The organism is Pseudomonas salicis (genome assembly GCF_057128705.1).
The window spans coordinates 784654-806948 of record NZ_JBSKHU010000004.1 but is presented as its reverse complement, the minus strand read 5'-3'; the positions used below and the strand labels follow the sequence as shown (position 1 = coordinate 806948).

Here is a 22295-nt window from a genome sequence, read left to right as displayed (position 1 = left end):
ATTTTAGAATTTATTTCTATTTTCGTTTTCTACGTGCGCGACGGCTCCTCTGGGTGGGCTGGACAAGACTTCTGTGGGAGCGAATTCATTCGCGATAGGCATTTTCAACCGACGCATTTTTGTCGTCTGGAATATTTTTCGCGAATGAATTCGCTCCCACAGTCTTGAACCGAGGTATACCCATTAAAGGGTGATAACTCGCCCTTCCAGCGCGCTGATTCTGGCGGCATCCAGCACCTTGGCCGACGCCACCGCATCCCGCGCATCCACCGGGTTTCGTCCCTGGTTCATCACCGCATCCTGCAATTGTCGGTAGAACTCGGGCCAACTGCCCCGCTCCGACGGCACCCGCTCGCGGTGTTCGCCCTGTTCGAACCAGCCCCATCGACGATGTTCTTCAACGCCCCAGCGTTCGCCCTCGGATTTGGGCGACAACCCGGCCAGCGCCGCTGCTTCCTGGCCGTCGAGGCCTTCAACGGTATAGCAGCCCTGAGAGCCGTTGACCCGAAAGCGTGGGCCTTGAGCGTTTTGCAGGCAGTTGCCCCACAGGTGCGAGGTCACGCCGCTCTCATGAATCAGCGACACGAAAAAGCCGTGATCCACCTTCTGCTCGGGCGTGGCGAATTCCAGTTCGGCGTACACCCGCTTCACCGGGCCGAACAACAGCAGCGCCTGATCGACCAGATGGCTGCCTAAATCGCGCAGAATCCCGCCGCCACTTTCCTTGCCCACTGACGACGGCGAATAACGTTCGACGCGGGATTCGAACCGGGTGATCTCGCCGAGCACGCCCTGATCGATCAATTTGCGCACGGTGAGAAAGTCCGAATCCCAACGACGGTTCTGGTACACGCCCAGCAACACGCCACGGCGCTCGGCGGCGTCCACCAGTTCCTGGGCGTCTTTGGCACTGGGGGCGAAGGGTTTGTCGCTGACCACCGGAATGCCGAGTTCGATGGCTTCCAGAATCAGCGCCCGGCGGGAGGCCAGTGGGGTGGAGATCACCACGGCATCGACACCGGCGGCGACCAGGTCGGCCAGGCTGTCGAAGGCCGGGACCTTGGGGTAATCCTGGGTCAGCTCCTGGCGACGCTCGGGGGAACGCGTCACCACCCCCGCAAAGCTCGCGCCGGGCAGGCTGGCCAGAAGCGGCGCGTGAAAGAAACGCCCGCCTTTGCCGTAGCCGATGAGTCCGATTTTCATACGCAGTCCTCTGTCCGTATACGCTCTACTGTAGGAGTGAGCTTGCTCGCGATGGCCTGAGACCAGCCACCTCAGCGGTGCCTGAAAGAGCGCAATCGCGAGCAAGCTCACTCCTACAGGTCATGCGGCAGCTTCAGTATTTCCGGGCTTTGGCGAGCATCGCTTTCTGCCGTTCATACGCCTCGGCGGTGCCACCTGTGGTCGACACTTCCGCCACGCCCACGCGCCACCACGACAGGTAGCCGTGGATCATGGTTTTCGGCAGGACCTTGATGTCGATCAGCGTCGAAACGGTTTGCTGGCGCGCATCCGCCAGCGCCGCTTCCAGTTCTTCGATCGTCTTCACCTTGTACGTCTTGCAGCCATAGGCCGCCGCGCTCATGGCAAAATCCACCGGGACGAAATCGCCATCCAGCAAGCCGGTTTCAGGGTCGCGGTAGCGGAATTCGGTGCCGAAGCTGCCCATGCCGTTGCCCATTTGCAGGTTGTTGATGCAACCAAAGGCCATGTTGTCGAGCAGGACCACGTTGATCTTGCGCCGCTCCTGAATCGAGGTCGCCAGCTCCGAGTGCAGCATCATGTACGAGCCGTCGCCGACCAGCGCATACACCTCACGCTCAGGCGCCGCCATCTTCGCGCCCAAGGCAGCGTTCACTTCGTAGCCCATGCACGAATAGCCGTATTCCACGTGATAGCTGTCCACGCTGGTGCTGCGCCAGGCCCGCTGCAGATCACCCGGCAGACTGCCCGCCGCCGCGACAATGACCGCGTCTTGCGGCAACTGCTGATTGAGCACGCCGAGCACCCGGCTTTGGGTCAGGCACGAGCCAGTCATTTCGATGAAATCCCGCAGCACTTGCGGGTCCAGATGCCCGGCGACTTCCGGTTCGAAATCCGCGGTCTGGTAGTCGACGGCGTACAGCCGATCCACTTCGGTATCCAGCGCCGCGCGGGCCTGACGCGGTGCGTCGCCCCACTGGGAACGGTAGTCCCCCAACCCTGCGGTCAGTGCCTGCAACGCCAGTTGCGCGTCGGCCAGCACCTGCACGCCGTCGAGCTTCTGCACGTCGAAGGCGCCGACGTTGAGGTTGAGGAATTGCACGTTCGGGTTCTGGAACAGCGATTTGGAGCTGGTGGTGAAGTCGCTGTAGCGGGTGCCGACGCCGATGATCAGGTCTGCTTCGTTGGCCAGGGTGTTGGCCGCCAGCGAACCGGTCTCGCCGATGCCGCCCATGTTCAGCGGGTGCGCGGAGACGATGGCGCTCTTGCCCGCCTGGGTTTCGCTGAAGGGAATGTCGAAACGTTCGGCGAAGGCTTGCAATTCTGCCGCCGCGCCGGAATAACGCACGCCGCCACCACAGATCAGCAGCGGTTTGCGTTTGCCCTTGAGCAGCGTCACCGCGTCGTTGAGCATGGCCTGAGTCGGCGGGCGACGGTCGATGCGGTGCACGCGTTTTTGCAGGAAGGAATCGGGATAATCGTAGGCCTCGCCTTGCACGTCTTGCGGCAAGGCCAGGGTGACCGCGCCGGTTTCTGCGGGATCAGTGAGCACGCGCATGGCGTTGAGCGCGGCACTCATCAGCTGTTCGGGGCGGTTGATGCGGTCCCAGTATTTGCTCACGGCCTTGAAGGCGTCGTTGGTGCTGATGCTGAGGTCGTGGAATTGCTCGATCTGTTGCAGCACCGGGTCGGGTTGGCGGCTGGCGTACACGTCGCCCGGCAGCAGCAGCAATGGGATGCGGTTGGCCGACGCAGTGGCGGCGGCGGTGATCATGTTCGCGGCGCCCGGACCGACTGAGGAGGTGCAGGCGTAGACCTTGCGGCGAAGGTGTTGTTTGGCGAAGCCCATGGCGGCGTGGCACATGCCCTGTTCGTTGCGGCCCTGGTGCACGATCAAATCGCCGCTGTCCTGTTCCAGCGCCTGGCCCAGGCCCAGGACGTTGCCGTGGCCGAAAATGGTGAACACCCCGGCGACGAATTTGCTCTGCACGCCGTCGACTTCGACGTACTGGTTATCGAGAAACTTCACCAGGGCCTGGGCCATGGTCAAACGTGTCGTGGTCATGCTTGCACCTTGTTTTTATTGGAGGTGTCTCGGATCAAGGGGGGGTCTGTGGGAGCGAATTCATTCGCGATGCGACAGGTCAGCCGACGTAGGTGTCTCGGATGTACCGGCCTCTCGCGAATGAGTTCGCTCCCACAGTTGATCGCATTCCAGCAGGCGAAAAGCGCTTACTTCGCCGTCGGCATGCTGAATTCCGCCCCTTTGGCGATGCTGTCCGGCCAGCGTTGCATCACGCTTTTGTAGCGGCTGTAGAAACGCAGCCCTTCTTCGCCGTACGCGTGGTGATCGCCGAACAGCGAGCGTTTCCAGCCGCCGAACGAATGCCAGGCCATCGGCACCGGAATCGGCACGTTGATGCCGACCATGCCGACCTTGATGTTGCGCGCAAACGCACGGGCGATGCCGCCGTCGCTGGTGAAGCACGACACGCCGTTGCCGAATTCGTGGGCGTTGATCAGCTCGACCGCCGACGCGAAATCCGGCACGTGCACGATGCCCAGCACCGGGCCGAAAATCTCTTCCTTATAGATAGTCATCTCGGGGGTGACGTGATCGAACAGCGTGGCGCCGACGAAGAAGCCATTCTCGGCCCCCGGCACTTTGAAGCCGCGACCATCGACGATCAGTTTCGCGCCTTCTTTCACGCCCTGATCAATGAAGCCTTCGACCTTGGCCTTGTGCACTGCCGTCACCAACGGACCCATGTCGGAATCGCCGTTGATGCCGTTGCCGACTTTCAGCGAATCGATGCGCGGCAACAGTTTGTCGATGAGTTTCTGACCCACGTCGCCCACCACCACGGCCACGGAAATCGCCATGCAGCGCTCGCCGGCCGAGCCGTACGCGGCGCCGATCAAAGCGTCCGCGGCCTGGTCCAGATCGGCATCAGGCATGACGATCATGTGGTTCTTCGCCCCGCCCAATGCCTGAACGCGCTTGCCATGGGCAGTGCCTTGCTGATGGATGTATTCGGCAATCGGGGTCGAGCCGACGAAGGAAATCGCTTCGATGCCCTTGTGTTGCAGCAGCGCGTCGACCGCCACTTTGTCACCCTGCACGACGTTGAACACACCATCCGGCAGGCCGGCTTCTTTCAGCAGCCGGGCCATCAACAGCGATGCAGACGGGTCGCGCTCGGACGGTTTGAGGATGAAGCAATTGCCGGTAACCAGCGCCATGGGAATCATCCACAGCGGCACCATGACCGGAAAGTTGAACGGCGTGACGCCTGCGCACACGCCCAGCGGCTGGCGCAGGTTCCAGTTGTCGATGCCGCCGCCGATGTTGTCGCTGTAATCGCTTTTCAGCAGGGTCGGCGCGCCACAGGCGAATTCAACGATCTCGATGCCGCGCACGACCTCACCCTTGGCGTCGGAAAACACTTTGCCGTGTTCGCGGGTGATGATTGCCGCCAGCTCGTCGTGGTGCTGATCGAGTAATTCCTTGAACTTGAACATCACCCGCGCGCGGCGTAGCGACGACTGATCGGCCCATGCCGGGAAAGCGGCCTGAGCGGCAGCCACGGCCTGGTCGACGGTTTTCAGTTCCGCCAGCGCAACGCGCGCCTGCACGTCGCCGGTGGCCGGGTTGAACACGTCGCTGAAACGCTCGCTGGCGTCCTGCACCTGGCCATTGATGTAGTGGCCGATAATCGGGGCGTTGCTCATTGCCTGTTCCTCAAAAAATGGGGTGACTTACAAATCGATCAGCCACTGATGCTGCGGATCGTTGTGGAATTGCCAGGCGCGTTTCGGCCCGGCCATCACGTTCAAATAATAAGACTCATAACCATACGGCACACTCACCGGGTGGTAACCCTTGGGCACGGTCACCAGGTCGTTGTTCTCCACCGCCATGGCCTGATCGATGCTGCGGTCGTCGGTATAGACCCGCTGAAACACAAACCCCTGAGGCGGGTTGATCTGGTGGTAATAGGTCTCTTCGAGAAAACTCTCGTGGGGCAGATCGTCCTTGTCGTGCTTGTGCGGCGGGTAGCTGGACGAGTGACCGGACGGCGTGCGCACCTCCACCACCAGCAGCGAATGGGCCGGTTCGGTGTCCGGGAGGATGTCGCAGATGTACCGCGTGTTGGCCGCCTTGCCGCGCACGCTGCGTTTCATGCTGTCGGGCTTGATCAGCCGCGCTGGCAGGCCTTTCGACGCGTCGCCGGGCGCCGCACAGACCGCAATTTGCACTGCGCTCAGGGCGGTGACCTGCGCCTGACTGTAGGGCGGCAGATAGACGGCGAACGGCGATTTGTCTTCGAAGACCGACTGCCGGTCGCCCAGGTTTTCCCAGTGAAAGGCCCCCTGCGCTGGTGCTTCGCCGCAGACACTGACCCGACCGCTGAGCAGCACCAGGCACAGCTCCTTGTCGCTGGAGATGACCGGCAGGCGTTCGCCGACCGTCAGCCGATAGGCCGCGAAACCGACGTATTCGAGCACGCCCTCGCCCAACGCCACGACGTCGCGGCCTTCGGCTTTGCTTTTAACCAGAAGATTCATGTTCACAGGCTCCTGTGTGAAGGCTGATGTAAACCGACGTGGCTTTCCTGGGCTGCGGCCAGCAGATTGCGCAGCGTGTCATAGCCTTTCTTCGCGTACACATAACTCGGCGCCACGGCCGGGTCCTGCTCGGCTTCGACTACCAGCCAGCCTTCGTAGTGGGCGTCGATCAGTACGTCGAGCAGTGCGGCAAAATCGATGTCGCCATCCCCGGGCACGGTGAAGGTGCCATTGACGATGCAATCCGGGAAGCTCCACAGGTTGTTGCGCGCCAGTTGCACCACCGGTTTGCGCACGTCCTTGAAGTGCACATGACAGACCCGGTCGATGTGCTTGCGCAGCACCTGCAACGGCTCGCCCCCGCCCATGTAGCAATGCCCCGAATCGAACAGCAGGCCGACTTCGCTGCCGGTCAACGCCATCAACTTATCGATGTCGTCGGGGGATTCGACGTACGCGCCCATGTGGTGGTGATAGGCCAGACGCACACCCTGAGACAGGGTAAAACGCGCCAGCTCGGTGAGTTTGTCAGCGTATTCCTGCCAGGCGCTGTCGCTGTGAAAACGCGGACGTTCCACCAGACGAATGCGCGAACCCTGAATCGAGTCGGCGACTTCGCCGTACACCAGCACCTTGGCGCCGTTGTGTTTCAGCAGCTCGACGTGATCGGCAATGGCTTCGATCTCTTCGGCCACCGAACGGTTGGCCAGACGGCTGGAATACCAGCCCGAAACCAGCGCCAAGTCATAGGGTTTGAGCACGTCGGCGACGCCTTTGGCATCCTTGGGAAACTTGCCGTTGAGTTCGAAGCCTTCGTAGCCGATCTCCTTGCCTTCGCTGAGGGCCGTGGTCAGCGGGGTTTCGCCGCCCAGCGCGGGCAGGTCATCGTTGCTCCAGGAAATCGGGTTGATGCCAATTCGGATTGCGGAAGCGGGCATGGCTGCACCTTTATTGTTTTTGTCGCCTTGAAAAGTGTTCACAGCGTTGATCGACTCAGGCTCGCGCTTCGCGCCAGGATTCGATCAGGAAGCCGAAGGTGCTCTGCACGCGGCTGATCAGCCCGGCGTCGTCGATCTCCCCTTCCAGCCACGCGCGGCTCGGTTCGTGGAAAATCGTCCGGCCCACGGCAAAGCCCCGGCACGTTGTGCTTCGGCTGGCTTCGCGAAAGCCTGCCGCCAGGGTTTCTGCCGGGGCATTCAGGCCCAGCAGCACCACGCCACGGCAGTACGGGTCGCGCTCCTGAATCAGCGCATCGAGTTTTTCCCACGTCTCGGCGGACTGGGTTTCGATCTTCCACCACGCCGGGTAGATGCCGAGGTTGTACAGGCGCTTCAGCGAACGGTAGATCACCTCCGGGTGCGCGCCGGGCAAATCCTTCGGCGGGATGATTTCCAGCAATAGCTCGTGACCGCTGGCCTGGGACGCCTGATACAGCCCCATCAACTGCGCTTCCTGCTCCAGACGCAGCATCGGCTCGTCGTCGGGGTGGTACTGCACCAGGCACTTGATGATCTGCTCTTTCGGCCACGCCACCAGGTTGCTCCCCACTGAACGGCCATGCTCGAAGGCCAGCGGGCGCGAGCCTTGAACCTCGACGGGACGGGCGATCCACCAGTCGCGACCGCTGGCCGCGTTCAACGAATCCTGGCCGAAACGTTGGTCCGCCAGCAGACCGACGTCCGCCTCGATGCCGCGTTTCTTCAAGTCGGCTTCGACCCGCTCCACTGCCTGAATAAAGAGCTGTTTGAGCTGGCCGATGCAGGCCAGATCGCGCCCTGCCTTCTGCGCGAGCTCCACCAACTGGCCTCGATGATCGAAAGCGAAGATGAACAGCTGCTTCCATTCCTTGCGCGGCACGCTGACCTGATGCAGGCGTTGCAGCACTTGATCCTGATCGGGCCGGGTGATCGGCACCGGGCTGTTGAACAGGTATTCCAGCTCCACCAGCGTCGGCATCGCCGGGGCGCAGGCGTGACGGGAAACGACCAACCCACCGCAGGCATTCGCCAACTGGCAGCAACGTTCGTCGCTCTCGTCATTGAGCCAACCCTTGAGGAAGCCCGACATGAACGCATCGCCCGCGCCCAGCACGTTCAGCACCTCGACGCGCACGCCAGGGTAGATCGCGCCGTCTTCGAGGCGGGAAGGAATGGCGCCGTGAATCACCGTGCAGCCTTGCGGGCCGAGCTTGACCACCAACGTGGCGGCGGTCAGTTCGCGGACGTTGCGCAAGGCGTCGAGCAGGTCGGTCGAGCCGCCCGCGATAAGGAATTCTTCTTCAGTGCCGACGATCAGGTCGAAGCGCGGCAGGATGCGTTGCACGTGCTGGCTGACGCTTTGGTTAGCCACAAAACGGGTCTCGCCGTCGGCCTTGCCGGTCAGGCCCCAGAGGACCGGGCGGTAATCGATATCGAGGACGCGCTTGACGTTGTGCTTCTCGGCGTAATCAAGCGCCTGGCTGCTGGCCTTGTAAACCTGATCAGTGGAGAAATGCGTGCCGGTGATCAGCAGCGCCTTGCTGGAGGCAATCTGCGCTTCGTCGATGTCTTCGGCATTCAGCGCCATGTCGGCGCAGTTCTCGCGGTAGAACACCAGCGGGAAGGTTTCGCGGTCCTTGATGCCCAGAAGCACCATAGCGGTCAGGCGTTCGGCATCGACCTTGATGCCGCTGACGTCGCAGCCTTCGCGGGCCAAAGATTCGGTGAGAAAACGGCCCATGTGGTCGTTGCCGACGCGGGTCAACATGGCCGACTTCACGCCCAGTCGCGCCGTGCCAAAGGCGATGTTGGCGGACGAACCACCGAGGTATTTGGCGAAAGTGCTGACGTCTTCGAGACGCGCACCAATCTGCTGCGCGTAAAGGTCGACCCCCAGACGTCCAAGGCATACCACGTCCAACGAACGTCCACTGGCAAAACGAGTCTGGCCCATGCTGGCTCCTTTTATTTTTATAAGCCCGGCTTCAACGAAGCGTTGTATGTGGAATGCAGACTAGAACGCTCTCCCGTCAGGATCAATGATTTTTTCTAAATTATTTTCATGTGGAATATTTTTTCCAATTTACGCAAAGGGTGGCAGATCGTGCTAAACAGGAGCGACCGGAACATGAGCCACGGTAAACTCCGCCGTCGGTGTGCCATGCACCCACACGGTGGGAGCGAATTTATTCGCGATGCGATTTTCCGGCCGACACATAATTAGCGCCTGAGCAGGCCCTTCGCGAATGAATTCGCTCCCACAGAAAACCTGCTAAACCGGCCATTCGCGTTTCACATGAACGAGTCAGAGGATTCATCCGTATGCCCAGTCCCGACCAGCCGACCTTGCCCGAGACCGACGACGCCACGACGTCGCAGATCAGCGCACCGGAGACCGCCGACGCCCTGCTCAAGCTGATCACTGCGGAATACGAAAGCCTGCCCCGCCAGCTCAAGCGCATCGCCAGTTACATGAGCCAGCAGAGCGACCGGATCATGGTTGATCGCATCAGCGACATCGCGCGGGAATGCGAAGTGCATCCGTCGGCCATCGTTCGTTTCTCCCAGCGTTTCGGCTTCAGCGGCTTCAGCGAGATGCAGGCGCTGTTCCGCGAGGCGTACACCCACAAAGCCACGCCGGTGCAGAATTACCAGCAACGCATTCGCAGCATGATCGCCAACAAATCTCAGAAAGCCAGCGGCGGCGACCTGGCGCGAGAATGCGTAAACGCGACGCTTTCGGGGCTGGAACGGCTGGCGCTGGAACTGGACGACGAAGCCTTCGAAAAGGCGGTGGACCTGGTGGTCAACGCCGACAACATCTACGTGGTCGGCGTACGACGGTCCTTCGCGGTGGCGGATTATCTGGTCTACAACCTGCAACACACCAACAAGCGCATTCACCTGATCTCGGGCCTTGGCGGCAGCTATCGCGAGCAGATGCGCAGCGTGCGGGCAAACGATCTGGTGATCGCGATCAGTTTCACGCCTTATGGCAAGGAGACGCAGCATTGCCTGCGGATTGCGCAGCATCATCAGGCCAAGACGTTGATCATTACCGACAGCAACCTGTCGCCGCTGGCCAAGCGGGCGAATTCGGTGTTGTTGGTGAATGAGGGGAGTTCGTTTGCGTTCCGGTCGTTGAGTGCGACGTTGTGTTTGTGTCAGGCGCTTTTTATCGCGGTGGCGTACCGGTTGGAGTTGAAGGTGGATGAGATGTCGGAGCAGGTGGGGTTTGAGGATTAGCAATCCTGCTTAACGCGTTATCGACTTGGGTTTTCGGTGAATATCCAATGCTGCGGTAACGGCGACTTAGGGTTCCGCCCTTACGGCGGGTTCTGCCTAAGGGCAGAACCCGCCGTAAGGGCGGAACCGTAATCAGCCGTTACCGAAGCATCGGATCTACACACCACTCAAAAATCCTGTACAAAACCGACGAGCTGTACAACATAAACTGTAGCTTTTTGATATCACGTTTGTGATGATCTATGCACTGCAAAAGGAAACCGCAGCTGAGCATTGACCCATGCTCCATGGCCAAGGAACGGAACCCACCGTTGTTCCATTTGCCTGAGCCGCCATCATGTTTTTCGACTCGTCCAAGAACAAGACCATCCAGGACCTGCAACTGACCGTCGCTCACCAGGCCAGTCTGCTGGAAGCCATCAGCCGCTCCATGGCGAGCATCGAATTCGACCTCAATGGCGTCGTGCTCAGTGCCAACGACAATTTCTACAAAGCGATGCGCTATCGCCCCGAGCAGGTGATCGGCAAAGAACACCGCATGTTCTGCACCCCTGACTACGCCCGCAGCGCCGAATACACCCAGCTGTGGTCACGCCTGCGCAGTGGTGAATTCGTCTCGGCGACGTTCCAGCGTGTGGCGGGAGACGGCAGCACGGTTTGGCTGGAAGCCAGCTACAACCCGGTGCGTGACGCCAGTGGCAAGGTGGTCAAGGTCGTCAAATATGCGATGGACGTGACCGCGCGCATACAGGCCGAAAACGAATCGCGCAACAAACTGCAAGCCATTGACCGCGCCATGGCGGTGATCGAATTCGATCTGGACGGGCGCATTCTGTCGGCCAACGACAACCTGCTGCGCCTGATGGGCTACAGCCGTCAGGAGTTGATCGGCAAGAACCACAAGCAGCTCTGCCCTCCGGACCTGGTCAACAGTTCCGAGTATCAGGACTTCTGGCGCCGGCTGAATAAGGGCGAGTTTTTCAGCGACCAGTTCAAGCGCGTCGGCAAGCACGGCCAGACCCTGTGGCTCGAAGCCTCGTACAACCCGCTCTACGACGCCAGCGGCAAGCTGTGCAAGATCGTCAAGTTCGCCTCGGACGTCACGGCGCGCATCGAGAAGCACGAACAGGACGCCCACAGTGCCGCGCAGGCCTATCACATTTCGGTACAGACCCAGAAAGTCGCCGAGCAAGGCACGCAGGTGATCCAGCAGGCCGCCGGGGAAATGCGCCAGATCTCACAAAACATCGAGGACTCGTCGCGGATCATCGGCCAGTTGGGCGAACGCTCCGAACAGATCACGGCCATCGTCAACACCATCCACAGCATCGCCGATCAGACCAACCTCCTCGCGTTGAACGCCGCCATTGAAGCGGCGCGGGCGGGTGATCAGGGCCGAGGGTTTGCGGTGGTGGCCGATGAAGTGCGGCAACTGGCGGGGCGCACCAGTCGTTCGACGCAGGAAATTTCGGAGATGATCCAGTTAATTCAGACCGAAACACGACAGGCCATCGTCAGCATGGACAACACCCGCAGCAATGCGGCCAAGGGCGTGGACCTGGCGGATCAGGCCGGGTCGGCCATCGTGCAGATCAGCAATGGGACGAATGAAGCGGTGGATGCGGTGAGGATGTTTGCGGGTCGGGATTGATCGCAGAACATGGGGCTGCACTCAGCCCCTGTGGGAGCGAATTCATTCGCGAAGGGCGTCCAGGCGATGGAGATGTGTCGGCTGCTGCTCCTTAGCGAATGAATTCGCTCCCACAGGGCGCATCGCCGTTCCGACCAAACCGTCGCGCTCATTAAACCTTGCGCGCCTCGTTCTTGCTGCGCATCGCCTTGGCGCGTTTCTCCAGCACCAGATACACGATCAATGCCAGCATCAACGGAATCAGGAAATAGATCACCCTATACCCGATCAGCGCCGCCAGCAGTTGCCCCTTGCTGAACTGGTGCTGCATCAGGGTGATGAACACCGTCTCCAGCACTCCGAGCCCCGCAGGAATATGGGCGATGACCCCGGCGATGCTGCTGATCAGCAGAATCCCCAGCACGGCCGGGTAGAAGGCTTTTTCCGGCAGCAAAATGTAAATCAGCAGCGCCATCAGACCCCAGTTCAACGCGCCTAACAGCGCCTGTCGCAAGGCTTGATTCAGCGACGGCAGCACCAGTTGTTGCTTGCGAATGGTGAAGGTGCGCTTCCTGGAAAACCGGCACGCGGTGAAATAACCGAAGCACACCACCAGCAATACACAGCCGATCAGTTGCAGCGTGGTGTCGCCGATTTTCCAGCCGTCGGGCAGGTCGATGAAGCCGCCTGCGAAGACGACCCCCGCCAGCAGCATGTAGCCCAGCCAGTTGGTGATCAGGCTCAGGCTGAGAATCCGGGTGATGGTCGGCACGTCGAGCCCCAGCCGTGAATACAGGCGATAGCGCAGGGCGATCCCGCCGACCCACGAGCTCAGGTTGAGGTTGAACGCGTAGCAGACGAAAGTTACCGGCACGATCTGCGCAACCGACAGTTTGTGCTCGGTGTAGCGCCGGGCGAGTACGTCGAAGCCGCAATAGGTCAGGTAACTCCCCGTCGCCACCAGAAACCCCAACGCCAGGGTGCTGAGTTTGTACGACTCCAGCGCGTGGGCGACTTCGTTCCAGTCCAGGTTCTTCATCAACAGGAACAGCATCACCGGCACGGCGATGAAGAAGAACAGCGTGAGCCCGCGCTTGGCCCACGTCAGCCACGCCTTGTGTTTGCCTGCTGCCGCTGGTTTCTCGGCATGGGTCGATGCTTGCGTTACCCCGCTCATGACAATTTCTCCTGATCAGGCGACAGCTCGCCTTTGAGCACTTCGGCTTCGGGCAAGGCATCCGGCGCACGTACCGGTTTCAGGCGCGGCCCGTGTACCGGGAACAACCCGGCGATGGCCGGAAAATGCCGCAGAAAGTGAAAACTGAAGAAGATCATCGGCGCCCGCCACCACTGCCCTTTCGCCAAGCCCTTGAGGTTGGCCTGCTTGCTGTGAGTCGCTGCCAGTTCCTGCAAGTGTTCGTGCAGTTGCTGATTGAGCGCGGGATCGCGGATGAACAGGTTGGCTTCCAGATTCAGCGCCAGGCTCAGCGGGTCGAGGTTGCTGGAGCCCACGGTAGACCACTCCTGATCGATCAGAGCGACCTTGCCGTGCAGCGCCCGCTGTTTGTATTCGTGAATCACCACGCCTTCGCGCAGCAGCCAGGTATAGGTCAGGCGCGAACACATGCGCACGAACGGCATGTCCGGTTGACCTTGAAGCAGCAGCGTGACCTTGACCCCGCGCCGGGCGGCGTTGCGCAGTTCGCGCAGAAACCGATAGCTGGGGAAGAAATACGCGTTGGCGATGGTGATGCGCTGGGTCGCACTGCGCATGGCGAGCAGGTATTGCTCTTCGATGTCGGTGGTGTGGCGGCGGTTGTCCCGTTCGGCCATCAGCATGCGTGCGCTGCCTGCCCGCCGGGTGACAACCTTGAGCGGTGTGAACGTCTTGCGCACAGCCGGGCCGAGCATGTTCAGGGTCGAGCGGTAGATGTCCGCCACAATAGGCCCACGCACCAACACGGCGTAATCCTGCTTGGCGGTGATGCCGGTGTCGGCCATGTGATCGACGCTGTAATTGATACCGCCCATGAACGCCAGCTCGGCGTCGATCACCACCACCTTGCGGTGCAGGCGACGGAACAGGTTGGTGCGCATGCCCATGAGTTTCGGGCGCGGGTCAAACAGCTGAATTTGCACACCCGCCGAGATCATCGCCTGGACGAACGCCGTGCTCAGGTCGCTGGTGCCATAGTCGTCGACGGTGATCACCACCCGCACGCCCCGACTGGCCGCTTCGATCACCGCTTGCTGCAAGCCCTCGCCCACCCGGTCTTCGAAGATGATGAAGGTCTCGATCAGCACCTCTTTCTGCGCGGCACGAATGCACTCGAACACCCGGCCGAAGAAGTCTTCGCCGTTGATCAACAGCTCGGCAGAGTTACCGTCCTGCCACACGCCACATCGGTCACTGAATGGCTTCACAACGTCACCTCCACCGCCAGCGGCGCGTGATCGGAAAGGTGCGACCAAGGCCGATTCGACAGCACCCTGGGCGCGCGGATCTGCGCATTGCGCACGTAAATGCGGTCCAGCCGCAGCAGCGGGAAACGCGCTGGAAAACTTTTCGCCGGGGCGCCGAACGATTCGACGAAGACTTCGCGTAGTCCGGTCGGGACCAGCGCGGCATCGGCCTTTTGTCGCCAGTCGTTGAAGTCGCCGGCGATGATCACAGGGTCGTCCGGCGGCAGCCGTGTCACCAGATCGGCCAGCAGTTTGAGTTGCTGCTGGCGGTGCCCTTCCTTGAGGCCCAAGTGCACGCAAATTGCGTGGACCTCGCCGAAACGTGGCACGTCCAGCACGCAATGCAGCAGGCCGCGTTCTTCGGTGCCGAGGATCGAGATATCGAGGTTTTCGTGGCGGATAATCGGGTATTTCGACAGCAGCGCATTGCCGTGATGGCCGTGGGGATAGACCGCGTTACGCCCGTAGGCGAAGTCGTTCCACATGCTGTCGGCGAGGAATTCGTACTGCGACGTGGTCGGCCAGTTCTTGACCTTCTGCGCGTGGTTTTGCTGCTCGCCGTGGACTTCCTGGAGGAACACCACGTCCGCTGACACGCTGCGCACCGCGTCGCGCAACTCCGGCAGGATGAAACGGCGATTGAGAAAGCCAAAGCCCATGTGCATGTTCATGGTCAGCACGTTCAACGTGATCTCGGTTGACGCGGCCTGGCGTCGGCTGGCGATGTCTTCAGGGTTCAAGGCACGGGTCAAAACGTCACTCCTTGCAGATCGCCGGGGGCGACTTCCAGATCGGCGGTCAGCTCGAAACGTTCCAGCAAACTGTGGGCGTCATAGGGCGCGCGCACTTTGATGTCGTTGTCGAAGTAGCAATAGATGTCCCGGGATTTACGTGCCCGAGGGGCCTTGGGTTCGGCGAGGTGCGCGTCCTCGGGTTGCGAGCCGTGCTGCCACAGGTCGATCCGGTCGCCCCAGCGTTTCAGTGCCTTGGGCGTGTAGCCGCTGGCGTACAGCTGTTTGTCCCCGTGCAGCCTCAGGTAGACGAAATCGCAGGTCAGGTCTTCCAGATAGGGCCACTTGCCTGCGGTATCGGCGACCACCAGCGCCACTTTGTAGGTGCGCAGGAGCTTGATGAGTTCTGGGACAGCGAAGCTTTCATGGCGAATTTCAACGGCGTGGCGCAGGCGGGCTTTGGCGGGGATGTCGAGGTAACCGGGCTTCTCCATCCGCGCGGCACAGCCTTTGGCACAGGCCTTGGCGGCCTTGCCGTCGTGGGGCAATTGCTTGAGGAAGGCTTCGAATTTCTCTGCGTCGAATTTGAAACTGGGAGGAAATTGCCAGAGGATCGGGCCGAGTTTTTCCTTGAGCTGGAAAATGCCCGAGGCGAAAAAATTGGCGAGCGCTTCGTCGATGTCGTTCAGGCGTTTGACGTGGGTGATGTAGCGCGGCGCCTTGAGGCTGAACACGAAGCCCTTGGGGGTGTCGGCGTACCAGCGGGCATAAAGGTCCGGCGACTGCAGAGAATAGAACGAGCCATTGATTTCAATGCTGTTCACCGCTCTGGAGGCGAATTTGAGTTCGTTTTTCTGGGCCAGACCTACCGGGTAGAAATCCCCGCGCCACGGCACATAGCGCCAGCCCGATATGCCGATGCGGATATCGCTCATGCAAGTGCTCTCTGTGCTCGACCTCACGGCGGGTGCCGCGACGGCTCTGAACAAGAGATATGAAGCTTGAGAACCGGGCAGGTTCCGTGGTTTTTGTATGAGGCAGGCCGGTGCGCGCATAACGGTTGTCCTGGCACCGCCTCCGCCCGATGAGCGGAGGAACGGGCATGCCTTCTCCTACGGCCTTCGGGCAGAAGCAGAATGCGTCGGCCTCCAAGACTGTCAGCGCTTCAAACTGCCCCCACCGCCCGCTTCGCCTTTTCCTTGGCCCCGCAGACGTTCATCTGGCACCACCGCCGACGCCCGTTTTTGGAGGTATCCAGAAACAGCCAGTCACAATCCGGGGTCGCGCACACTTTCAATCGCGCCAGATCCGGCGACGTCAATAATCCCGCCGCCTGCACCGCCAGACGCCCGGTAAAGCCCGCGACCATGTCATCCAGGGTTTCGAGCGCCCGCCAGCGCCAGAGCACGCCCATCGGCGTTGACACCAGCGTCCGTTGCGCCGCTGTCTCGATCAGCATGACGTTCAGGGTTTCAAGCGCCGAGGCATCCGCCGCACGTCCCAGCGCCAGACCGAGGAACAAGCGATACAGCGACTCGCGCACGGCGATCAGGCCCTTGAAGGCGGTGACCGTATGCCAGGACGACGCCCCCACCACCTCCAGCAATCGCTGATGCTCATCCGGCTCGATCAGACCCGCGTGCCTGAACCAGTGCACGATGTCTTCGAGGTTCGACAGTTTGTCTACCACCTCCGTCAATGAGCTGCCAGGGCGCCGACCGTCGCAACTGTTCAGGTAGTCGAGCACACTCACGCCGCCGACCAACCGGATGGCGTTGATTTTCAACTGACCGATGGACATCGCCCGCCCCTGCCATTAATTGAGCAATCAATAATGGCAGAGATGGCCGCAGTCGCTGGCTTTTCTGACAGCCGTGACAGCAACGTCGCGCGTACGACCGTTTTTACGGCGTCGAGGCCCGGAGGGCTATAAACCGGAGGCTACAGCCCTTTCAGGCGCCCTTAACCACGCGTCAATCACGGCTGCCGCTTCGCACACCCCAAGCTGGTCGCTGCGAATGTGCACCTCTGGCCACACCGGCGCCTCGTACGCCGAATCGATCCCCGTAAAGCCTCGAATCTCACCCTGCCTCGCCCGTCGGTACAGGCCTTTTGGGTCACGTGCCTCTGCCACCGCCAACGGCACATCGACGAACACCTCGACGAAACGTTCGTTGCCGATGATCGAACGGGCGTGATGCCGAGACGCGCGGGAAGGCGAAATCAGCGCCACCAGCACCGTCAGCCCTGCATCTGCCATCAGCGCCGCGACTTCCGCGACCCGACGCACGTTTTCCTCCCGATCAAAGTCGGAAAAACCCAAGTCTCGACACAGCCCTGTGCGTACGCTATCGCCATCGAGAATGCAGGTGTTTAACCCGCGCGCCCGCAAGATCGGATTCAGATGGTCAGCCAGGGTGGATTTCCCCGCCGCCGACAGCCCGGTGAACCAGATCACACGCGGGCACGAGACGCCCGGGGAGATCGCGAACGAGCGAAACGGATAGGCGACCAAATGCGTGGCCGCAGGAAAAAAATGCTGGGGACTGTTCATGAGTTCGCCTCTCTGGCGTTTCAGGCGATGGCCTGGTGAATGATGAAGTCCGCGTACATCGGGTCGTAGACCCGCTTGAAATCACCGAAACTTTGCTGGATCGAGAAGCCTGCCGCCCTGAGTTCACTGCGCAACTGCGCTGGAAGAAGGGGAAACACCCGCAACTGATAGCGGGCGCCGTCGGCGAAGGTGTAGACGAACTCACACAGCGAGTCATGCAGCGCGCCAATGGTGACCTTCGCCGTCTTGCCGCAGTAGTAATACTGGCCGGATGACGTGAAGTGCCCGGCAAGGATGGCCTGAAAGTTTCGTTGATCGATCAGCAACATCCCCCCCGGCTTCAGCAGGCCGCGAAAGCGGCGCAGCGCCTCGATCCGTTGCTCACGGTCGAAGAGGTGGCAGAGCGAGCTGCCCAGGCACACCACGGCATCGAATGATCCAAGCCGATGCCTTCGTTGCAGACGATTCAGATCGGCCCAATCGCTCTGGTAGACCGGAATATGGATGTCGAGTCGTCCCAGGTTGGCCCGCGCCTGCTGAACCATGGTCGGGCTGCCGTCGCAGGCTGTGACTTCGAAACAGGCTTTGCGCAACTGGGCGGCGTGATAGCCGCTGCCCGTGGACGCGTCGAACACCCGGCAGGCCCCGGCGGCGAGCAACAGATCGGTGAAAAAATGCCCCTCACCTGCAGCGCGTTTGTCCCAATCGATCAATTCGTCCCAGCGGCTGACGAAATCGGCGTTGTATTGACGGGCGTAATCAGCGTCGGCCGTATCAGCCAACCTGACGGGTGAAGAGGCTTGGTTGAGTAACATGGCTGGCTCCCTGTTGGCGGATTTTATCGGCGAACGCCTGGTATTTACGGCCCAGTTCGCAGGCATGAGCCGCTGCGTCCTGCACCTTCATTTCGTGCGTGAAGTAGCCCAGCATCGTTTGCATGACGTGCATCTGCTCCCGGCCAAACTCGACGGAGCCATCCGCATGGATGATGTCGATGCCGTCCTGTTGCTGACCGATCTCGTTGAGTTTGATCGCGACCTCACGCTTGAGGCCGTACGGCAGGCCCAGCAAGACACGCCCCATGCCCACTTTCACCGGATACCCGCCCGGCAATCCGTCCGGACCTGGCGCATGAAGATGGGCCTCGTTGTCGGAAAACAGATTTTCGATCACCGAAACCGCCGACATGGCTGTCAGGTATTGCCCGTCGATCCCGCCGAGTCGCCGGAAGGTGTCGCACACGCAGCCGAAAATATCCCGGGTGCGGAAGTAACCGGTGTATTCCTTGTCGCCAATCCAGTACGTCAGGTCGAAACTGGCGTTCGGTGGCAGTCCACGACGTGGCACGTAGTGGCTGAAATAATGCTGACCCACGAGTTTGATCTTCACTTCCTGCGGTTCGCACCGGGCCAGTCGCGCAATGGCGCTACGGGTCGCCGGGACGAGGTTGGCGATGTTGCCAATCCCCACTGTTGGCGCCATGCCCACCTTGTACAGCACGGCGTTGACCGCATCGGGAAACGCCGCGTTGACGACCAGACTTTTCGGACACGCATGTTTCACGGCCCGCATCAAGGCGTAGGCCGGTGCAAGGTGCATGGGCAGCCAAGGCCCGAGTTGAGCCTGATCGAGGGCTTCGAACGTGGCCTTGGGCAATTGCGTGATGACCCGCCAGGACTGCAGCGACGCGCAGTTGAGGATGATGTCCGGCCTGATGCGCGCCAGGGTTTCTGCATTGCGCTCGATGTCCGATTCGATGAGGTCCATCTTCCAGCACTGAACGTGCGCCTGCACGTCCAGTTGCAGCGCGGCCAAACGGACCAGATTGCTCAGTCGTGTGACGTTTTCCGGGTCGCGACTGGCGACGTGAAATTCGAACTGATCGCGGGGCACGAGGATTTGCAGAATCTGCAGGCACAGATTCCCGCCACCGACAATAAGCAGCCTTTTTTTGCGTTGCATGATGGATCTCCAGAAGCGATTGCGTTGCGCCGGGACTAGCGCGGGTAGGCCCCGTTATCCACTGCGATGACTTTTCCCGTGAGATGGCGGCTTTGATCGGAAAGCAGAAACATGATCACGTCAGCGACGCCTTCGGGCTCGATGGGGTCCTTGAGAACTTCCTGACGCTCGTACTCTTTGCGGCGAGGCTCAGGAATGCGGTCGTGGATCGAGGTATTGCGGATCAGCGCGGGCGACACGGCGTTCACCCGAATCCGAGGGGCGAAATTCCAGGCATTGGCTTTCGTCAGCCCGATGACGCCTGCCTTGGTGGCGCCGTACAGCGCATCCATGCTGCCGACTTCACCAGCCACCGAGGTGATGTTGATGATGTTGCGGGTGTGTGGGGCGTGCACCTCTCGTTGTGCAAAGTCCTTGGACAGGTAGACCAACGACTTGAGGTTCACGGCCCAGATCTCATCGATTTCTTCATCGCTGTAGTCGTAGACACTTTTACCGTGATAGAGGCCAGCGTTGTTGATCAGCCCATAGAGCGCGCTGTGGTGCTGATACAGGTTGCCGATGAAGTGCTTGTAGACGTCAGGGAGCGAAAAATCGACGAGGTGGGTTTCCAGGTAATTCACTTGGATTTCATTCTGCAAACTGCGCAATCCCTCTCTGTCTTTGTCGGCGGCAATCACGTAATACCCCGCCTCCACGCAGGCCTTGGCGGTGGCTTTGCCGATGCCGTTCCCTGCGCCGGTGATGACGATCTTCTTCATGAAGGCTCCTGCTGCATGAACTGGTTCATGCGCTCATAAAACGGTCGGTGAATGCGGTAGTACGCCATCAGGTGCGGGTGGGTCTTGAGGGGGAGATCGTCGAACGTGTCAGGTGAAGCAACGATGCCACTGCTATGCTCAGCGGCCCGGTGCCAGCTACGCCACGCCATCCATTGCGGCGGGCAGGAGGGCTCCCAACTCAGGGCGTGCGGCAGAAATTCCAGCTGCAAGTGATCGCAGAGTTTGCGCACGGTGTGTTCCGGACGTTTCGCCAGATCATCGCCATTGACGACGTAGGGAATTTTTCCGGTGAGTTTGGTCACGCGGCAGAAGATGTCGTAGAGCGCACGATGACCGATGGCGTCCATGGGCATCTGCTCGAACATCGCGAAGTGCGACACGATGCTCCGGGCGGTCTCGCGGATGATGAACACGTGCTGCTGTTCCAACAGAAATTCGGCGTCGGCGCCCAACTCGTCCGGGCAGTGGTAGCACATGTCTTTGTGAAACACATGGCGCCGCTGGCGGGTCGAGCGCAGCAGTGCCTTGACGCCCTCATACGTGCGCGGTAATCCACAGTTCAGATCGTCATGGGGGATGGCGGACTGCTCATCGAAGGCGACGGAGGCGAAGGGTTCGTGAAACACCTCGAAATCACCCCGTTCGATAAACACCCGCTCCAACGCCGTTGAACGAGAGCGAGGGTGCGCCCAGAGCGCGATCATGCGATTCATGATGCACGCTCCATGGGCAATCGCATCGGCGCGCTGATTGACCGGGCACGAGGGGTGTACCCTGCAGCAATCCCTTTGACGAAAGCGAGCAACGTGTCCTCCCCTTCAGAGGCATATTGGCTCGCCGTGCGGAACGCCGGGTGCGCGGCGAACTGCCAGGGCGCCAGATCGCCTTCAAAGTACGCTTGATTGAAATAAGGAATCGCGATGAGTCGTTGCAACACGCGCTTTGGCATCTGCACCCATCCACCCGCTGGGGTAATCGGCTGCTTCTGCAGTTGACGGCGAATGAGGAACGCGATGATCTGCGGGGTCAGGGTGTAGAGGGTCGTATCGGCTCCCGTGCGTTGCAGGTGCCAGCAGTGTTCCCGGCCGCAGGCATCAATGTCGATTTTCAGGCTGCACAGCAGCAGGCGGGCGGGTGTCTGATGACGCCGCATCAATGCCTGTATGGCTTGATAAACCGCGATTTCCGCCCAGCGTCGGTCCGATGCAGTCAGCCGCAACCGTCGCCGCTCGGCCTGGTGCTCGAACTCGCTTTCAGCGCCGAGTCGACCGATCATGAAGCTGATCACGTACTGCGCGGAGTCGGTGTTGACGCCCCGAAGCCTGGCGCGCAGTTGACCCGCGTTAATGGCCTTGAGGCACGCCGCGACTTGAGAGACCGTGAAGCAGAACGTGTTGTTGATGGAACATCCCTGCGCCACCAAATCTTCAATGGCCTGATAGCCCTCCTCACTGCCAGGCACCTTGATCATGACGTTGGGTGCCAGAGCGGCCAATTGCAGCCCTCGTGCGACCATCGCATCAGCGATCATCCCCTGCGCACCGGGGATCTGCGCGGACAACCAGCCCTGCCGACGACGTGACGCGACCCAAAGCGGCTCCATTGTCGCGGCACCGAGGGTGATCACGTGGTCGTAGAGTTGGCGGGCCTTGTCGGCGTCGCTGAAACTGGCCGGTAATCCGGACAGAAAATCACGCCATCGCCGTGGCTCGCTCAAGACAGCCTGAGTAATTAAACAAGGGTTGGTAGTTGCGCCACTGATGCCGTTCAAGCCTGTAGCGAGTGCGTCCGGCATCCACTGTTCAATGACGGCGGACATGCTCGGGTATTTCATAAGCAGCGTGTGTTTAAACGCGATGTATACGGTTGGAGAAGCGTCCCACCACACTTCGGAATCCATATTTCTTAGTTTTAACAGGCGAACGAATTCAGGGACATCCATGATGTAGAGTCCTTTGTGCGATTTTTTGTGAGTCAACAAGAGGTCCCAAAGAATTCTGGGCAAAATGCCAGTCTATTCAGACTGATAGTCCGGGGCTTTGAACCGTCGGAGCTAAAGATGGATCCATGCGAATGCCCTGTCAAATCCGTTTTGATGGTTTTTTAATCACGAATGGTTATAAAAAACATCTGAAAACTCGTTAACAACTCAAAACTATTCAACCTCGATCTTTATAT

The 22295-nt window shown here is 60.4% G+C and carries 19 protein-coding genes and 1 pseudogene; 3 read left to right on the top strand and 17 right to left on the bottom strand.

Features of this window, described 5'->3' with window-relative positions; translation table 11 throughout:
- Positions 1-183 precede the first annotated feature (183 nt).
- The 6 genes from ACWKWE_RS18255 to ACWKWE_RS18230 all read right to left on the bottom strand — a co-directional run bounded on the left by ACWKWE_RS18255 (position 184) and on the right by ACWKWE_RS18230 (position 8703).
- Positions 184-1203, bottom strand: a complete 1020-nt coding sequence (locus ACWKWE_RS18255; RefSeq protein ID WP_166597925.1) for a Gfo/Idh/MocA family protein — start codon at positions 1201-1203, stop codon at positions 184-186.
- Between the two features lie 133 nt (positions 1204-1336).
- Positions 1337-3268: a 3D-(3,5/4)-trihydroxycyclohexane-1,2-dione acylhydrolase (decyclizing) gene (gene iolD / locus ACWKWE_RS18250; protein WP_483851288.1), complete on the bottom strand. Its 1932-nt coding sequence runs from the start codon at positions 3266-3268 to the stop codon at positions 1337-1339.
- 167 nt (positions 3269-3435) lie between these two features.
- Entirely contained in the window at positions 3436-4935 is a 1500-nt protein-coding gene (locus tag ACWKWE_RS18245) for a CoA-acylating methylmalonate-semialdehyde dehydrogenase (RefSeq protein WP_166597923.1), read from the bottom strand.
- Positions 4936-4962: 27 nt separating this feature from the next.
- Positions 4963-5772, bottom strand: coding sequence for a 5-deoxy-glucuronate isomerase (gene iolB / locus ACWKWE_RS18240; protein WP_341959058.1), 810 nt, complete (start codon positions 5770-5772; stop codon positions 4963-4965).
- A 2-nt stretch (positions 5773-5774) separates the two neighbouring features.
- Positions 5775-6710, bottom strand: a complete 936-nt coding sequence (gene iolE / locus ACWKWE_RS18235; RefSeq protein WP_483851287.1) for a myo-inosose-2 dehydratase — start codon at positions 6708-6710, stop codon at positions 5775-5777.
- A 55-nt stretch (positions 6711-6765) separates the two neighbouring features.
- The gene (locus ACWKWE_RS18230; protein ID WP_483851286.1) at positions 6766-8703 is read right to left on the bottom strand and encodes a bifunctional 5-dehydro-2-deoxygluconokinase/5-dehydro-2-deoxyphosphogluconate aldolase; all 1938 of its coding nucleotides are present in this window, start codon (positions 8701-8703) and stop codon (positions 6766-6768) included.
- Between the two features lie 368 nt (positions 8704-9071).
- On the opposite strand from ACWKWE_RS18230, the gene ACWKWE_RS18225 reads away from it, so the two are divergent.
- The 3 genes and pseudogenes from ACWKWE_RS18225 (at position 9072) to ACWKWE_RS18215 (ending at position 11646) form a co-directional block, all read left to right on the top strand.
- A complete protein-coding gene (locus tag ACWKWE_RS18225; protein ID WP_166597919.1) occupies positions 9072-9995 on the top strand; it encodes a MurR/RpiR family transcriptional regulator in 924 nt (307 codons plus the stop codon).
- Between the two features lie 337 nt (positions 9996-10332).
- Positions 10333-11109, top strand: a pseudogene (locus ACWKWE_RS18220) (PAS domain-containing protein); the annotation flags it as partial.
- 87 nt (positions 11110-11196) lie between these two features.
- Positions 11197-11646, top strand: coding sequence for a methyl-accepting chemotaxis protein (locus ACWKWE_RS18215; RefSeq protein ID WP_401142412.1), 450 nt, complete (start codon positions 11197-11199; stop codon positions 11644-11646).
- Positions 11647-11797: 151 nt separating this feature from the next.
- Here ACWKWE_RS18215 and ACWKWE_RS18210 read toward each other — a convergent pair whose 3' ends face one another.
- The 11 genes from ACWKWE_RS18210 to ACWKWE_RS18160 form a co-directional block, all read right to left on the bottom strand.
- Positions 11798-12802, bottom strand: coding sequence for a lysylphosphatidylglycerol synthase domain-containing protein (locus ACWKWE_RS18210; RefSeq protein ID WP_483851285.1), 1005 nt, complete (start codon positions 12800-12802; stop codon positions 11798-11800).
- Positions 12799-14049 (bottom strand): cardiolipin synthase ClsB, encoded by a 1251-nt coding sequence (gene clsB / locus ACWKWE_RS18205; protein ID WP_371928462.1) that lies wholly within the window; start codon positions 14047-14049, stop codon positions 12799-12801. The genes ACWKWE_RS18210 and clsB overlap by 4 nt, the downstream gene beginning before the upstream one ends.
- Entirely contained in the window at positions 14046-14747 is a 702-nt protein-coding gene (locus ACWKWE_RS18200) for an endonuclease/exonuclease/phosphatase family protein (RefSeq protein WP_166593790.1), read from the bottom strand. Before ACWKWE_RS18200 ends, clsB begins: the two co-directional genes overlap by 4 nt.
- Before the next feature lie 89 nt (positions 14748-14836).
- A complete protein-coding gene (locus ACWKWE_RS18195) occupies positions 14837-15754 on the bottom strand; it encodes a DUF72 domain-containing protein (protein ID WP_483851284.1) in 918 nt (305 codons plus the stop codon).
- Between the two features lie 230 nt (positions 15755-15984).
- A complete protein-coding gene (locus ACWKWE_RS18190; protein ID WP_483851283.1) occupies positions 15985-16620 on the bottom strand; it encodes a CGNR zinc finger domain-containing protein in 636 nt (211 codons plus the stop codon).
- A 126-nt stretch (positions 16621-16746) separates the two neighbouring features.
- Positions 16747-17373, bottom strand: coding sequence for an adenylyl-sulfate kinase (cysC, locus tag ACWKWE_RS18185; protein ID WP_483851282.1), 627 nt, complete (start codon positions 17371-17373; stop codon positions 16747-16749).
- 20 nt (positions 17374-17393) lie between these two features.
- A complete protein-coding gene (locus tag ACWKWE_RS18180) occupies positions 17394-18188 on the bottom strand; it encodes a class I SAM-dependent methyltransferase (RefSeq protein WP_483851281.1) in 795 nt (264 codons plus the stop codon).
- Positions 18148-19335 carry a hypothetical protein gene (locus tag ACWKWE_RS18175; protein ID WP_483851280.1) on the bottom strand — a complete coding sequence of 396 codons (1188 nt, stop codon included), beginning with the start codon at positions 19333-19335 and terminating at the stop codon, positions 18148-18150. The genes ACWKWE_RS18180 and ACWKWE_RS18175 overlap by 41 nt, the downstream gene beginning before the upstream one ends.
- Positions 19336-19370: 35 nt before the next feature.
- The gene (locus ACWKWE_RS18170) at positions 19371-20096 is read right to left on the bottom strand and encodes an SDR family NAD(P)-dependent oxidoreductase (protein WP_483851279.1); all 726 of its coding nucleotides are present in this window, start codon (positions 20094-20096) and stop codon (positions 19371-19373) included.
- Entirely contained in the window at positions 20093-20830 is a 738-nt protein-coding gene (locus ACWKWE_RS18165) for a sulfotransferase-like domain-containing protein (protein ID WP_483851278.1), read from the bottom strand. The genes ACWKWE_RS18170 and ACWKWE_RS18165 overlap by 4 nt, the downstream gene beginning before the upstream one ends.
- Positions 20827-21936 (bottom strand): transaldolase family protein, encoded by a 1110-nt coding sequence (locus ACWKWE_RS18160; protein ID WP_483851277.1) that lies wholly within the window; start codon positions 21934-21936, stop codon positions 20827-20829. The genes ACWKWE_RS18165 and ACWKWE_RS18160 overlap by 4 nt, the downstream gene beginning before the upstream one ends.
- Positions 21937-22295 lie beyond the last annotated feature (359 nt).